At 73.7% G+C, this 14524-nt stretch carries 9 protein-coding genes; 1 reads left to right on the forward strand and 8 read right to left on the reverse strand.

The window, feature by feature from the left end:
• The 8 genes from WME89_RS43660 to WME89_RS43695 form a co-directional block, all read right to left on the reverse strand.
• The gene (locus WME89_RS43660; RefSeq protein WP_438005496.1) at window positions 1-1272 is read right to left on the reverse strand and encodes an AAA family ATPase; all 1272 of its coding nucleotides are present in this window, start codon (window positions 1270-1272) and stop codon (window positions 1-3) included.
• A 273-nt stretch (window positions 1273-1545) separates the two neighbouring features.
• A complete protein-coding gene (locus WME89_RS43665) occupies window positions 1546-1941 on the reverse strand; it encodes a YidH family protein (RefSeq protein WP_438005497.1) in 396 nt (131 codons plus the stop codon).
• 136 nt (window positions 1942-2077) lie between these two features.
• Window positions 2078-2458 (reverse strand): dihydroneopterin aldolase, encoded by a 381-nt coding sequence (locus tag WME89_RS43670; RefSeq protein WP_438005498.1) that lies wholly within the window; start codon window positions 2456-2458, stop codon window positions 2078-2080.
• A 119-nt stretch (window positions 2459-2577) separates the two neighbouring features.
• A complete protein-coding gene (locus WME89_RS43675; protein WP_436620695.1) occupies window positions 2578-2886 on the reverse strand; it encodes a hypothetical protein in 309 nt (102 codons plus the stop codon).
• A 251-nt stretch (window positions 2887-3137) separates the two neighbouring features.
• Entirely contained in the window at window positions 3138-3878 is a 741-nt protein-coding gene (locus WME89_RS43680) for a Crp/Fnr family transcriptional regulator (protein WP_438005499.1), read from the reverse strand.
• 92 nt (window positions 3879-3970) lie between these two features.
• A complete protein-coding gene (locus WME89_RS43685; RefSeq protein WP_438005500.1) occupies window positions 3971-8104 on the reverse strand; it encodes a hypothetical protein in 4134 nt (1377 codons plus the stop codon).
• 686 nt (window positions 8105-8790) lie between these two features.
• On the reverse strand, window positions 8791-11007 hold the full coding sequence (locus WME89_RS43690; protein ID WP_438005501.1) for a hypothetical protein: 2217 nt from the start codon (window positions 11005-11007) through the stop codon (window positions 8791-8793).
• Window positions 11008-11317: 310 nt separating this feature from the next.
• Window positions 11318-12454: a vWA domain-containing protein gene (locus WME89_RS43695; protein ID WP_438005502.1), complete on the reverse strand. Its 1137-nt coding sequence runs from the start codon at window positions 12452-12454 to the stop codon at window positions 11318-11320.
• 243 nt (window positions 12455-12697) lie between these two features.
• Between WME89_RS43695 and WME89_RS43700 the strand changes: the two genes are divergently transcribed.
• Entirely contained in the window at window positions 12698-14509 is a 1812-nt protein-coding gene (locus WME89_RS43700) for a PE-PGRS family protein (protein WP_438005503.1), read from the forward strand.
• The last annotated feature ends 15 nt before the right edge of the window (window positions 14510-14524 follow it).

Consider the following 14524-nt stretch of genomic DNA (forward strand, 5'->3'; position numbering starts at 1 on the left):
TCAGCGCTTCGCCTTTGCCATCCGCCTTTCGGCAGCGTCCAGGTAGCGGGCCTGGGCGTCGAGCGCCACCTCGGCGAAGTCTTCAGGCCAGTCGCCGAAGGCGCCGGCCTCGTCGAGGTCCGCGCTCCGCACCTGCGTCACGCCGTCCTTGGAGAGAGAGAACCAGTGCAGCGCCACGAGCTCGGGCCGGAGCGCTCCTTCGGCGACGAGCGCCTGCACGCCGAGCAACAGGAGCGAGCTGTGGGTCTCGATCACGACCCGGACACCGCGGCTCGCGGCGTCGGCGAGAATCTGCGCCAGCGCCACCTGCGCCCGCGGGTGCAGGTGGATCTCCGGCTCCTCGATGTAGACGAGCTGGCCAGGTCGAGCGGTCAACAAGGCCACGAGCACGGGGAGGCACTGCGAGACGCCGAAGCCTACGTCCGCGATGCTCACGAGATCCAGCGCGCGGCCGCGCGCTGGCTGCTTCAGGCGGCCGACGCGCAGCTCGACGCGCGTGTCGTCGACGCGAGATGCCCTGATCGTCCAGTTCAGGCCGAGCTTCTCGAGCGCGGCCCCGAGCTGCTTCAGACGGATGTCCTTCGTGGATTGCCAGTGATGGATGATGCTGGCGACGTACGGCTCGAACGGGCCGGGGAACTCGTCTCCCACGGCGGTGGTCCTGTAGGTCCGCTCGGGGTTGCCGCGAAGCGCGGCGACGTGGAGGATGGACCGCAGCTCACGGCGAGCGTGCTGAACCGTGAGCGGGTCAAAAGGATGATCCGCGCCTATCGCGCCCGGCTCCCAGGGCTCACCGGTCTGCTTGTCTATCGGCTGGATTCTGAGAAAACACCGCTGGCGCTTCGTGTAGATGAGATAGCTGTCGTTCGCGCCCACATGGTGCCGGTGGAGGATTGACCCCTTGCCGTTGGGGTTGGTCTCGGCCATCTTGACAACCTCCAGTCCGCCCTTTGGCTGTTTTTGAAAGCGGACCTGGACCATCTCTTTCTTGTGCAGGTGGACGCTGACGGAAAAGCGATTGACGCTCCTTCCGCCAAAGCGCGAGAAGAGCTGCTCGACCTCCGTGAACCGGACGTGCGGCCCGTCGAGCAGTAGCGCGCCCGGGTCGTAGAGCGCTTCCAGCGTCTGCTTCATGAGCAGCGGGGGCTGCATGATGCTCGACTTCCCCGAGCTGTTGGTGCCAGCGAGCAGCGTCAGCGGCCGGACGGCGATCTCCGTCCGCTTGTGGATCGACTTGAACCCCTCGACAGCGATGGCCGAGATGCCGCCCAACTCAGAGGGGTGCGCAACGCTTGACCTGTCCGCCACCCTGCTCCTCCGCGTGCTACGGCGACTATTTCACAGGCCAGGACGCGGATCCAGCGGACACTCGACGGACGCACCGTCCGGCCCAGCCCAGGTGCGCGCCGGTGGGCCCGCCGATGCGGACGCGCCGCGGTGCCCGGGGCACGGGGAGCGGGCCTCACGTCATCGATTCGGCGCTCTCCAGCCTGACGCCCTCGCCCATGCTTCCGGATCGCGCCGGAGCGCTTCGTCTTCAGCAGCTCACGACGAGAACAGCCAGACGATGCTCGCCGCGCCGCTCAGGAAGATCGCCGCCGTGAAGATCAGGATCGCCGTCCTGTCGGGCCGGTAAGCCCCGCGCTCGATATCGCTGTAGGCCCGCAGGTAGCGCAGCGCGGCCCAGCCCATGAGCGCCATCCCGAGCAGGACCATCCACACGCCGACCCCGACCGCGTCGTGCAACAGCGAGCGCGGTCCGACCTGCGCGGCCTTCTTCTCCGCCTCCAGGAAGTACAGGCTGACCCGGTTGATGGTGATCCCGAAGCTGAGCAGCGCGATCGACGTGCGCACGTAGGCGAGGTGCGTCCGCTCGTTCGCCAGGTGCTCTCTCGCGTAGGCCTCGGTCCGCTTCGTCGTCTCTTCGCCAACGCCGGTCATGGAGCAGCTCCTCGACGCCCGGTGTCGTCGTGCAGCGCCCGCGTCGCGCCGCTCCCCGGGCGACCTCGTCCGCCGGCCCGCGCCGCCCCACGGGGCGTGGCCATGGCGGCGGCGCGCCGCGCCCGCGGGATCGAGCTCACTCGCTCTTGCGCCCCGAGAGCTCGACCGACGCCGAGTCCACGGAGACCGAGGTCGGGGGGCCGAACTTCTTCACCTGGACCGTGACGCCGAGGGCCGGCGTGTCCTCGAGGACGCGCCCGATGATCCGCTCGGCGAGCGTCTCGAGCAGCTTGTACGAGGCGCTCGTGCCCGCCTCGACGACGAGGCTCGCGAGCCGGTCGTAGTCGAACACCCGCGCCCGTGTGTCGGCCCGGGGCAGCAAGGCGACCGGGAGCTCCACCTCCAGGCACACGACGAAATCCTGGGGCAGGTCGCGCTCGGCGCGGGACACGCCGTGCTTGGCGCGAAAGCGGATGCCGTCGAGGCGGATCCGGTACGTCTGGATCACAGGCTCCATCGACGCCCCCTAGCACGCCTTCCGTCCGGCTTCTTCCGCCGCAAGGGGGCGTCCGTGGGCTCGCCCGCCCGGGTGGCCCTCCCGCGGGCGATCCGGCGCGGCGGCCCCGCGCTGGCCTCTCAGAGCGGACGCTTGAAGCACACGGCGTCGATCTTCGCGGTCATCTCGCTGCGCAGGAACTGCACCGGCTCCCACCCCTCCTGTCCGAACCGCTTGAGGACCGGGTTCCATCCGCTGGCGTTGGTCACCTCGAGGACCTGGCTGTCGCCGACGCGCGCCGTCTCGACGTCAACGCACCGTATCTCCCAGCGGGGCGGATCCGTCCCCGCCTGCACCGGCGGGACCAGGAAGCGCGGCGCGACGTACGACGCGGAGCAACCGAAGAAAAACGCGACGGCAATGGCTGTTCCGGAGCTGAGCTTCGGCATGAGCGGTCCTTTCCTGCGGGTCGACTCGCGAAAGGCGTATCGGCGCTCCGTGCGCCACGTCAACAGGGAACGGCGCGCGTCGCGGCGGCGAGCGGTGGCAGCCGGCCGCCCCGCGCGCCGCGGCCGACGTCCGCGCCGCCCGCGCCACCTCCGCCGCCATCCGCGCATGGCGGCGCCGCGCCGCCGGCTCGCCGCTCAGTCCGCCGCCGCTCGCCGTCGCAGGCCGCTACGCCCCTCGCCGCCGCGGGCCGTTACCCCTTGCGGGCGAGCGCCTCGCGGTCCTTCACGATGAGCCGCCGCCCTGCCACGTCGAGCAGGCCCTCCTTGCGGAGCGCCCCGAGCGTCAGCGTCACGGTCTCCCGGGTCGAGCCGATCACCTGCGCGATCTCCGCGTGCGTGATCGGCGCCGAGATCAGCGTCCCGCGCGGCGTCGGCACGCCCCACCGCTCCGCCGCGTGCAGGAGGAACTCGGCGAGCCGCCCGCCCACGTTCTTGAACAGCATCGACTCGATGCGGTCCTCGGTCTCCCGCTGCCGCGCGACCAGCAGCGCGAACACCGCGCCCCCGAACCCCGGGTGCTGCGCGCAGAGCTCGCGGATGAGCGCGAGCGGCACCCGGGCCACCTCGGCCTCATCCATGGCGACGGCGCGCTCCGTCCGCGTCTCCATCCCGCCGAGGCACGACTCGCCGAGCACATCGCCGGTGCCGCGGTAGCTGAGCGGGAACGCCGCCCCCGCCGCGTTCACGCGCTCGACCCGCGCCCGCCCCCGGCCGAGCACGACCAGCGAGTCGGCAGGCGAGCCCTGCTCGAAGATCGCCGTGTCGGACTCCACCACCTCGAGCACGGCCGCCTCCGTGACCGCCTCCCGGACTGCCCGGTCCGCCTGCGCGAACAGCGAGGAGAGCCGGAAGGCGCGCGCGACCCGCGCCCTCGCGGGATCAGCTGCCTGGCGCCCGGCATCCGGCGCGTACTGCGAATCCAGATCGCTCACGGTAGGGAGCGGAAGAGTAATCCATCTTTCGTAGGTTGACACACACGAACACCCTGACCCCCGGCCGGCGAGGGCTGGGCGAGGTGCTGCGGTCAGCGTCCGTCGCGGCCGATCTGCACGACGATGTCCCTGTCGAGCGCGCCGTCCGCCGCGCGCGCGAACTGCTGGAACCGCGGGTAGGCGTCGGGCTGCACGCGGCCGGCCGGCAGGTCCAGGAAGCGGTCGAGGACCAGCGCGCCCCTGTCGACGCGGTCGTTCACGCGCACCGTGCGCCCCTCATTTTCCGCCGCAAACGGAGCGAGCTTCGTCGCCACGCGCGCGCCCGGCGGGAGCTCGACGCGGAGCCGCACCTCCGAGCGGGTCGCGATCTGCTCGGACAGGTAGAGCGGCGTCTCCCGGGCCGGCAGGCTGGCGAGGCTCGCCACGCGGACGCCGAACGGCGGCGACAGGACGAGCTCCGGGCCCTGCGCGCGCGCGAAGCTCGCGACCGAGATCTTCATCTTCAGGGTGAGCGGCCTGTCGATCTCGGTCAGCTCCGTGACCTGTATCTCCTGGAGCCGCGCGCCTGGCACCATCTGCGGCAAGAGCCGCGACTCGACCGCGTCCCTGAGCTGCGCGTCGGGGAGCGACTCCAGGGCCGAGCGCAGCGCGATCGCGAGCTTGCCCTCGTAGCGCTGCTCGATGGTCAGCGACGCCGAGCCGTCCCTGGCCACCTGGGCGACGCCCTCGGTGACGACGCCGTCGTGCGCGCCGGACGACGGCGTCACCTCGCGCGGCGTCCCGGGCTGCAGCACGATGGCCGGCTGCCCGCGCAGCGAGCTCGGCAGGTAGCCGTACGGCGCGAACTTGTCGCGCACGAACATCCAGCGGACCCCGCCCGCGCCGGGCTTGTCGCCGGTGTCGAGGCGCACCGCGAGCGCGTTGAACGTCTCGGCCTCGCTCATCGGCCCGCGCGGCGGCGCGGTGAGCCGGTCGCTCACGACGCCGTAGCCGGCGCCGATCCCGAGCAGGCGGCACAGGTAGAGGAACGCCTCGGTCCGGTTGCCGCTCTTGCCGATGACCACGCGGCGGCCGTCGTTCTCGCGCCCTGCCTCCACGTTGGCGAGCACCCACCGGTAGACGCGGCGCGCCTGCTCGTCCTTCGACGGCGCGGCCTCTCCGCCCTCGCCGCGCGCGCTCGACGCCTGCCGCGCGCCGGCGTGCCCGCCCTTGCCGGCCGCGCCCTGCTCCCCCTTGCCGCCCCCCGCGGCCGGCTCCCCCTTGCCGCCCCCCGCGTCCCGCGCGCGCGGCGGCGCGGCCGCCCCGCCCGCGGCCGGCGTGAGCGCGATCGACCGGGCGATGCGCACGAGCCGCGGGTCGCGCGGCGTCTCGTCGGCGGCCGCGTCGACCATGCGCGCGATCGTGCTCTCCAGGCGGATGCCCCAGCCGATGCGCACGTTCGGCAGGAACTCGGCCATGGGCGCGCTCGCCGGCTCCTCCGGGAGCGCGGGGCTCCTGTCGACGCGGTAGCGCCGGGTGACGAGCGCGCCGGACTCGAGGATCTCCGGCGTGGGCACCGGGCCGGAGGTCTCCACGTCGAGCGGCCGGCTCTTCGGCGACACGACGATGAACTCGCTCCGCCAGTAGGGGACCTTCTCCTCGCGGAAGAACCAGCGCGGGCCCTGGAACGTGAGGCCCCCCTGGCCGTCGCCGCGCAGGATGAACAGGTTCTCGACCTCGATGTAGTCGCCCACCTCGAGGTGCGGCATCGTCACGGTCGGCTTGTCCTCGATGAACTCCGGCTCGTGGATCGACCCGTCGCGCTTGACCGTGCGGAGCTTGAGCACGAGCCCCTCGGGCACGCGCTGCTCGGCGTGCTCCTGGATCGCCTCGCGCGACTGGATCCGGATGATCTCGTGCTGGAGCATCCGCGCCGAGCCGTCCTCGTGGACCCACATGGCCGCGTAGTCGAGCACGCGCGCCGCCGTGCCGGGCATGACCTCGCCCGACGCCTCGTGCTCGGCGATCACCTTCTTCGAGTCGAGCCGGTAGGGGCTGAGCTCTGTCGTGCCGTCGAGCAGCTCGATCGCGTCGCGCAGCTCCGAGGTGTCGGCGCCGGTGCGGATCGCCTCGATGAGCGCCTTCTGGAGGGCGTCGCGCTCGCCCCGCGCGAAGCGCGCGTCCGCGAGCGCGAGGCGCGCGTCCGCGTCGTCCGGCGACTTCGCGAGCGCGCGCTCGAGCTGCTCGAACGACTCGGTGCGCTTGCCGGCGCGGGTCAGGAGGTCGGCGATGCGCAGCGCGATGTCCTTGCGGTCCTTGCGGGCCGAGCCGATGCGCGTGAGCTCCTTGATGGCCGCCGCGTAGTCGCGCCGGTCGATCGCCCGCTCCAGCTCGATCTCTGCGTCGGGCTCGAGCGCCCGGATGCGGGCGGCGAGCGCGTCGGCCTCCGCGACGTGCCCGTCGCTGTCCTGGACGCGGAGGAGCGCGCCCAGCACCTCGACGTCGTCCGGGAAGCGCGCGGCGGCCTCTTTCACGGCGCGGACCTGCTCGACGCGCCAGCCGAGGCGCGAGTACATGCCCGCGAGCGTCTTCAGGATGTCGGGCACTTCCCGGAACTGGTCGGCGAGGGCCTCGATGGTGCGGGTGACCTCGGACAGGCCGACCTTGTCGGCCTCCTCGAGCGCGAGCCAGAAGCGGGGATACCAGAGCTCCGGGTCCTTCTCTGCGGCGCGCGCGCGCACGTCTTTCACGAGGTCGCGGCCGTCGGACGCCGGGAAGATCGGGTCTTTCTCGAGGAAGAGCGCCTGCGCCGCGAGGGCGGGGCCGGTGGCGCGCGCCGGGTCGGCCACGAGCGGCTCGAGCAGGACCGCGCTCACGTCGTCCTGGCCTTCCAGGTGCGCGACGGTCGCGGCGAGGTACCGGGCGATCGGGTCGTCCACGTCGCGCTCGGGGCGCGGCGCGCGGCGCAGGCCGAGGGCGCGCGCCACCTTCGGCGCGGGCTGCGGCGGCACGCCGAGGGCCGTGAGGAACGGCTCGAGCGGGTTGGGGTCCGGGAGGACCTCGGGCGGGACGAGCGCGTACGGCGGCGCCGGGTCGGCGGACGTGGCCACGCCGAGGGGCGTCCCGTCCGGCGCGAGCAGGCGGATGGACGTCTCGCCGCTGCCGACGCGGGCGAGGATGCGGTGCCGGCCGGCGCCGAGGCGCAGGCGCGCGCCGAACCTGGGCCAGATGCCCCATTGCTTCGTGTCGCGCGTCAGCACCTCGACGTCGTCGACGAGGATGGCGAATGCCCCCTGGACGGCGACGATCATCTCGCGCTCGGCGGGCAGGTCGACGAAGGTCTCGACGTAGAAGATGCCTCCCCGCGCTCCGGCGTTGGGCGACCCGTCCGGCGCGACGGCGGAGAGCTGGCAGCCGCGGCGCTCGGCGCCGAGCACGCGGGGCGGGTCGGCGCGGTGGGGGTCGCGCGGGAACACGGGCGGCCAGGGGCCGGCGCGCTCTGCCTCGTAGTGGACGCGGTGGTCGCTCTCCGCGACGTGACCGAACGGGCCGGCGAAGCGGGCGTTCTCGATGCAGCCGTAGCGGCGCGCCGCGATGTCGATGAGCGGCACGGCGGGCGCGGCCCCGGCGGCTCCGGCGGGCGCGGCTCCGGCTGACCTGGCGGCTCCGGTGGCGCGCGCCGCGGCGGCCGCCTCGTCCGGCAGCCCCTCGAGGCTCCACCACTCGACGAGCTCGCCGCGCGCGCGCCAGCCGAGGTTGCCGGGGCGGTCGATCGCGCGCAGGACGACCTCGCGGGACTTCTTCCAGAGGCCCACGACGCTGGAGCGCAGCCCGAGCAGGTGGTTCGCGGCGAGCCAGCCCACGAGCGGGGCGTCGGGGTGCGCGCTCAGGCGTGCGGCGTCCAGCGCCTCGAGGTAGGCCGCTGCTGCGCGCGCATTGCGCCCGTGCCCCTCGTCGTCGATCGCGCGCCCGAGCGACGCGAACATCGTTTTCTTCGCGTCGAGCCCGTCGAGGCGCTTGCGCGCCGCCTTGACCCCTGCGGGTGTGCCGCCCGGGACGAGGAGCTCTCCGAGCAGCCATCGGCCGACCACCTCGCCGTCGGTCGAGTGGACGGCGGCGTCGCGGAGCGAGGCGATCGGGTCGGGCGGCCGGGGTGTGGTGGCCACGCCGCAGGCGCCGAGCGCGAGGGCCAGGGTGGCGGCGCCGGCGAGCCGGAGGAGCGCAGAGGTGGGGCGAGGAGCGCGCATCGGCTCGGTCCTTAGCGCGAGCGCCTGCGTGCGCACAGGGATCCCGCGCGTCCCTCGAGGTCGAGCTGCCGGCCCTCGGTCGAGCTGCCACCTCCGGGTCGAGCTGCCGGCCCTCGGCTCAAGCTCGCAACCTTGGTTACCCCGGGGATGTCGTGGGCCTCCTCGCTCCGCCGACTGGGCTGAAGTCCGGCTTCGAGGTTCCTCCTGGATGTCGAACGCAGCCTTGAATCCGGGACACCTGGGATGCCGACGTGAGCTGGGGTTCGTCTCGAGGTGTGGCGGCGCGGCAATCCCGGCTCAGCGCTCCGGGCATGGCCGGTCGCACAGCGCCTCTCCGCAAGCGCAAAAAAGACCATCGAAACCGGGAGAAGAATCGACATGACGGAGCGATGAGACCTTGAGCTGGCAAGTGGAGCTTCAGGACTCTTTGCGGAGCGCTGCGTGGCGGTAGGGCCCTGTCACCGCTCAACACATGATGCCGAGCACGAAGAGCGCACCCTCAGAATACACATAAACACCTTCAGCGCGCGCCCGAGACCTCCCGGCGCGCGCCAGAAGCTCAGCGCACACGCCGGAAGCTTTCCTCCCGGCGACGGAAGCTCAGGACACGCGCCGGAAGTCTTCGTCCCGGTCTCGGAAGCTCCACCCCCTGGACCGGGGCGCCCGCCCCGGTCCAGCGGTGCTGCTCACACGCCGGCTTCGACCGCGCTGGCGACCTGCTGGAGGAGCACCGCCTGCTCGATCACCTCGGGCAGCACCGCCAGGTCCGCGCGCGGCGCGCCCGCATCCTCGCGCGGCGCGCCCGCATCCTCGCGCGGCGCGCCCACATCCTCACGCGCCCCGCTCACATCCTCGCGCGCCCCACCCGCCTCCTCGCGCTCCGCGGCCCGGCGCAGCGCCGCGATCTCCGCCTGAGCTGCGACAAGCGCCTGCTCCAGCTCGTCGTGGAGCGCCGCGGGCGAGGTGGCCGTGTCGCGCGCCTCGCCGAGCTCCCGCTCGAGCTGCGCGATCTTCCAGCTCGCCGCCCGCAGGTCGGCCTCGCCCGAGGCGGCGCTCCGCGCCAGCGCGTCGAGCTGCTGCCGCAGCGCCTCCGCGGCGTCGCCCGGCCCGCCCGACCCCGGGGGCGCCCCGCCCGGCCCGCCGCCCGTCGCCTGGCCCGACCCGCCGCGCTCGCCCGCGCCCGCCTCGAACACCGTCCCGAGCTCGTCGACGAGCTCCTTGCCCACGCGCTCGCTCTCCCGCAGCTGCGCCTTGAGCGACGAGATCACGTGACCCCGGTCCCGCAGCGCCTCCTCGAGGCTCGCGATCTCCGCGGCCGCCGCCTCGCCCGGGTCGCGCTTCTCGAGCTCCGCGGCCCGCTGCTCCAGGGTCGTCACGCTCTGCTCCAGCTCGACGATGCGCGCTTCGAGCAGCAGCCGGCGCGCGTCGAGCGCGCTCCGCTGCTCCTCCAGCGCGCGGTTCTCCCGCTCGAGCCGGCTCGCCCGCTCCTCCAGGCGGTCGCGCTCGCGCGCGAGCTCGTCCAGCTTCGCGGTCGCCTCGCGCCGCGCGCGCTGCGCCTCCTCCAGCGCGCGCTCGCTCTCCTGGGCCCGCCGCCGCGCGGCGTCCCGATCCGCCGCCGCCTTCGACAGCTCGCGCCGCGTCCCCGCGGCGGCGGCCTCGAGCTCCTCCACGCGCGCCGCGAGCGCCGGGTCGGGCGCCGCGACGGCGGGCCTCGCCTCGAGCTCGGCGATCCTGGCGCGCGCGGCATCGAGCTCGGCCGTCGCGGCGTCGAGGCGGTCCCGGGCGCCGGCGATCTCCGGCCGGTTGCGGATCATGCCGAGCTCGAGCTCGACCTTGGTCCGGACCCGCTTCTCGTCGTCGAGCTGCTTCGTGAGCCGGGTCGCGCGGTCGCGCTGGCTGCGCAGCTCCTCCTCCATGTCGCGGATCTGGTGCGCCAGGCGCTCGGCGCGGACGTGCGTGTCGCCCGCCCTCGCCTCGACGTCCCGCAGGCGCGCCGCCCTCGCCTCGAGCTCGGCCTCGACCTCGGCGAGGCGCGCGGACGTCGCGACCGCGCTCTCGGCGCGCGCCCCGGCGTCCTCGCGGTCGCGCTGGTGCCGCGTGCGCAGCTCCGCGAGCTCGCCCCCGAGCCGCTCGGCGCGGCCCTCGGCCTCGGTGAGCGCCTCGGGAGAGGGCCCGACGCTCGCGACAGGGAAGCCGGCGAACGGCAGCTCGATCACGGCGAACGCGTCGAGCCGGGGCAGGCGCTCGCCGGCCACGGCGATGAACCACTCCGGCTCCTCGGAGCTGTCGAGGATCGACGTGTCGACGCTGACCTCGGGCTCGCCCTTCGGCGCGAACTCCGCGACCGTGTAGCCGACGAACGGCGCCTGGCCGATCATCCGCACCTGCTTGAACTGGAGCGCCACGAGGTCGTAGAGCGCGTAGTAGCCGGGCGCCGCGCCGCGCCGCGCGCCGGCGGGGAGCAGGCCGCGCGCGACGTCGGGGTTCGGCGACGCGACGATGGCGGCGCCGCTCGCGGCCGTGAGCCGGCGGGCGCGCCGGAGGATCTCGGCCGGCTCGCTGAAGATCGAGAGGTCGGGGATGACGAGGGTGTCGAAGGCGCCGTCGCGCACGCCGAGGTCGCCATCGAACACGGCGTAGCTCGGCTGCGACTGCCTCGTGCGCCCCGATCGCGCGAGCATCTCCGCGACGCGCGCCGCGTCCGGATCGTAGGCGTGGACGAGGCGGGCTCCGCGCTGGAGCAGCCGGTCGGCGAGGCCGATGGTGGCGTCACCCAGGACCGCGACCCGCCGGCCGCGCACCAGCGGCTCGAGGTAAGCGCTCAGCACCAGAGCGGGGTGGAGCGCAGCGGGGGCGGCGTGCCGCGGCGAGCCCGCGGCGGCGAGGGGGGACTCCGTCGTCATGGTTCCGTCCTCTTACGGCGCGAGAGCCCGGGAGTCCACAAAGCGCAGTGCAGAGTTGCAAGGATCTGCCCGCCGCGCCGGGCGCCGGTCCCCGCCTCCGGGCCCGGCGCGGCCGGTTTTCCCCGCGCCGATGACGCTCCGCGTCTTCGCCGCGCCCGGCGCCCTTCGTGGCCCTCGACGTCATCTCCACAACATTCGCTCGGCTGCGCCACGGCCGTCGTTCCGGGCGGCAGGCTGGGCCCCGCGCGACACCTGCTCGGCGGCGCCACGGCCGTCGTTCCGGGCGGCAGGCTGGGCCGCCCGCGGCGGGTCAGCGGATCACTGTCTCGCAGCCGAGCAGGATCTGGATCTGCGCCGCGGCTGCGTTCCTCGCCGCGCTGCACGTGTCGGGGCACAGCACGAGCGCCGTCGGGGCGTCCGGGTCGTCGTAGCGCCAGCCTGGACCGTCGCAGGCGGGGCGCTGCGGCAGGATGTCCTGCGGCGCGCCGTCGAGCCCGAACAGCACGTTGACGTCGTTGAAGGCGACCTGCCCGCCGGCCACCTGGGCCGGGACCTCGTATTCGCACGGCAGCGCCTGGCCCGTCACCTTCGCGAGCGCGTTCTGGAACTCGACGGCGATGTTCGTCGCTGTGACGAGGACCGCGGCGTCGGTGCCGCCCGCGGCCGCGATCTGGTTGGCGATGCTCTGATCGACGCCCGGGAGCCCGATCACGTAGGTGCGCACCGGGGGGCGGTAGCGCGCGCCCGCCGCCGCGAGCGCCGCGAGCGCGGCCGGGTCCTCCGGGTCGGCGCCGCCGCACTGGGCCGCGGGCCCCTGCGGCTTGCCATCGGTGACGAGCAGCACCGCGGACGCCTCGCCGGGGTTGTTCTGCGCCATCTCGATGCCCTGGAGCAGCGCGCCGCCCAGCGCCGGATAGATGGGCGTGCTCAGCCCGTCCGGCCCCTCGGCCTCGATGGCCTCGACGATGGCGCCCGCGTTGTCCGGGAGCGGGCCGAACGGGACGAGCGGCGACTTGTAGGCGTTCTGGTCACACGCCGGCACCGCGTCCGCGTCCCGCGGAAAGAAGCGCAGCGCCACGCGCACGCCGGCGAACCGCGCATTGTTGACGAACGCCGTCAGGCCGACCTTCGCGCTGTCCCACTTGTCTCCCACCATCGAGGAGGACTTATCCATCATGATGTAGAGATTGAGCGGGACGGCGATCGCCTCCTCGGTGACGAGCCCGCATGCGGCGTCGGGGTCCGGGCGCACGTCGATGGGCGCGTCGCCCAACAGCCCTCCATCCGGCTCGACCCCGCCGCCCGACCCGGCTCCTTCCGATGAGTCCGATGAGGACGAACCGGAGTCGAGCCCCGAGTCCGGGGAGCAGGCGCCGTGGAGCCCGGCGGCGGCGGCGAGCCCGAGCAGGGAGGCGAGCGAGAGGCGGTGGAGCGGTTCAAGGCGCATGGGCGGTGCTGTCGGGCGGGAGATGCGGGAGCGGGCAGCGGGGAAGGAGCGCAGATGTAGACTACCGGAGTCGGCGGCAGGCGCGAGCGGCGAATCGCTGGATCGTGAGCTGGCTCGCGCCGGCGCGGCGCAGCGCGGCACGGCGTCATCGTGGCGTATGCGGTGCCCGGCTCGCCGTGCAGGGCGATTACGTTAGGCGTGACAAAGTCTTTCCGCGCGACGCGTGAAGGTGCAGAATTAAGCATGCGCGCGCAACTCTTCCTCGGAACGACCTCTCTGCTAGCGATGCTCTCCGCGCTCGGTTGCGCCGAGAGCAGCTCGATCGACGGCCCCATCGGGCCGGTCTCGGGCACCGGGGGCGGCTCCGGAGCGGGCGGCGCGGCCTCCTCGTCAAGCAGCGCCACCGCGACGTCATCGAGCGGTAGCGGGGCTGGCACGAGCGGAGCGAGCGGCACGGGCGGGGGCGACGGCGGCTCGGGTGGAGAGGGGGGCAGCGGCGGCGAGGCGGGCGGCGGCGATGGGGGCGGCGGGGGCGAGGTCACCGATCCGTGCGCGATGGGGTGCCTCCCGGGGACGCACGACGTCGACGGCAACCCGCTCACGGGCGAGTGCGGCTGTGAATACGCGTGTACGCCGACCTCGACGACCGAGGATCCGATCGACGGGGACTTCGTCGACGCCAACTGCGATGGCGGCGACGGGCTCGTGGAGCAGTGCGTGTACGTCTCGGCGAGCGAGGGGGATGACGCCAACAGCGGGACGCGCATGGCGCCGCTGAAGACGATCGCCGCGGCCATCGAGGTGGCGAAGGACAGCGCGGTGCCGGCGGTGTGCCTCTCCGGCGAGCTCTACGACGAGGCGGTCACTGTCGTGTCCGGTATCAGCATCTACGGCGGGTTCGATCACGAGGACCCTGACTTCAAGTTCCGGAGGACCCGCGCGGTGACCACCACCGTGCGCGCGACAGGCACGGTGTTCAACGCGCCGTCGATCGCGCAGCCGACGCACATCGAGGGCATCTCGATAGAGGCGCTGACGCCGCCGTCGGCGGGGTCGAGCACCTATGGAGTGCGCCTCGGCGGGGGCGTGGCGGAGCTCTTCGTGCGGTTCAACCAGATCAGCGTAGGGGACGGCCAGGACGGCGCCGCAGGGGCGAACGGGACGGCGCACCCGGCGGGGACGGCGACGGGCGGGAACGCGGGAGAGCAGGGCTGCAATGATTGCAGCGGCCTCGGGAATGCTGGCCCAGCTCCCGTATGCGACGAGCCTGGCGGGAGAGGCGGGTATGGCGGACACGGCTCCAACACCGGAGCGGCGGGCCATCCGGGCAGCCAGGGCGCGGCGGGCGGCGCGGGCGGCGCTTCATCGGACTGCTTCGCCCCCGGCCCGCCGGGACCCAACGGCACACCGGGCATGGCTGGGACGCAGGGGACGCCGGGGACGGGGGGCGCGAGCCTTGGCAGCATCGCCTCGGGCGCCTACCAGCCTGCGAACGGCACCAATGGGCAACCGGGAAGGAACGGCGGCGGCGGCGGCGGCGCGGGCGGCGGTGGCGGCGGCACGTGCGCCATCGGCAGAGATGATCGCGGCGGTGGCGGCGGCAGCGGCGGGTGCGGCGGGCTCGGCGGGCGCGGCGGCCAGGCTGGCCGAGGTGGAGGCGGGAGCTTTGGCGTCTTCGCGGCAGCCGGACGGGTGGTCGTCACCGCCAACGAGATCACATCCGGTGTAGGCGGCAACGGCGGCCGCGGCGGCAACGGCGGACCGCAACAGCTCGGGGGGAACGGCGGCAGCGGCGGCCCCGGTCCTGATGACGCCCGCAACGGCGGCATTGGCGGCAAAGGCGGCAATGGCGGCGACGGCGGCCCGGGCGCCGGCGGCGGCGGTGGCCCGAGCGCCTGCCTGGCGCGTTCCGGGAGCGTCGGCTTCACGTTCACGGGCAATAGCTGCACGACGCGCGGCCGCGGCTTCGGCGGCGCGGGCGGAACCTCTCCGAGCGGCGGCGCCGCGGGCGCAGGGCAGAATGGCACGGCGGACGCGAATCTGCAGATCAACTGACCTACGCTGCCGAGT

The organism is Sorangium sp. So ce321, assembly GCF_051530195.1.
GTDB lineage: Bacteria > Myxococcota_A > Polyangia > Polyangiales > Polyangiaceae > Sorangium.

Excerpts from the sequence above, each read along its gene's own strand:
- WME89_RS43665 (WP_438005497.1), bottom strand. The coding sequence starts at position 1,941 with ATGACCGGCGTTGGCGAAGAGACGACGAAGCGGACCGAGGCCTACGCG.
- WME89_RS43670 (WP_438005498.1), bottom strand. The coding sequence starts at position 2,458 with ATGGAGCCTGTGATCCAGACGTACCGGATCCGCCTCGACGGCATCCGC.
- WME89_RS43675 (WP_436620695.1), bottom strand. The coding sequence starts at position 2,886 with ATGCCGAAGCTCAGCTCCGGAACAGCCATTGCCGTCGCGTTTTTCTTC.
- WME89_RS43685 (WP_438005500.1), bottom strand. The coding sequence starts at position 8,104 with ATGCGCGCTCCTCGCCCCACCTCTGCGCTCCTCCGGCTCGCCGGCGCC.
- WME89_RS43690 (WP_438005501.1), bottom strand. The coding sequence starts at position 11,007 with ATGACGACGGAGTCCCCCCTCGCCGCCGCGGGCTCGCCGCGGCACGCC.
- WME89_RS43695 (WP_438005502.1), bottom strand. The coding sequence starts at position 12,454 with ATGCGCCTTGAACCGCTCCACCGCCTCTCGCTCGCCTCCCTGCTCGGG.
- WME89_RS43700 (WP_438005503.1), top strand. The coding sequence starts at position 12,698 with ATGCGCGCGCAACTCTTCCTCGGAACGACCTCTCTGCTAGCGATGCTC.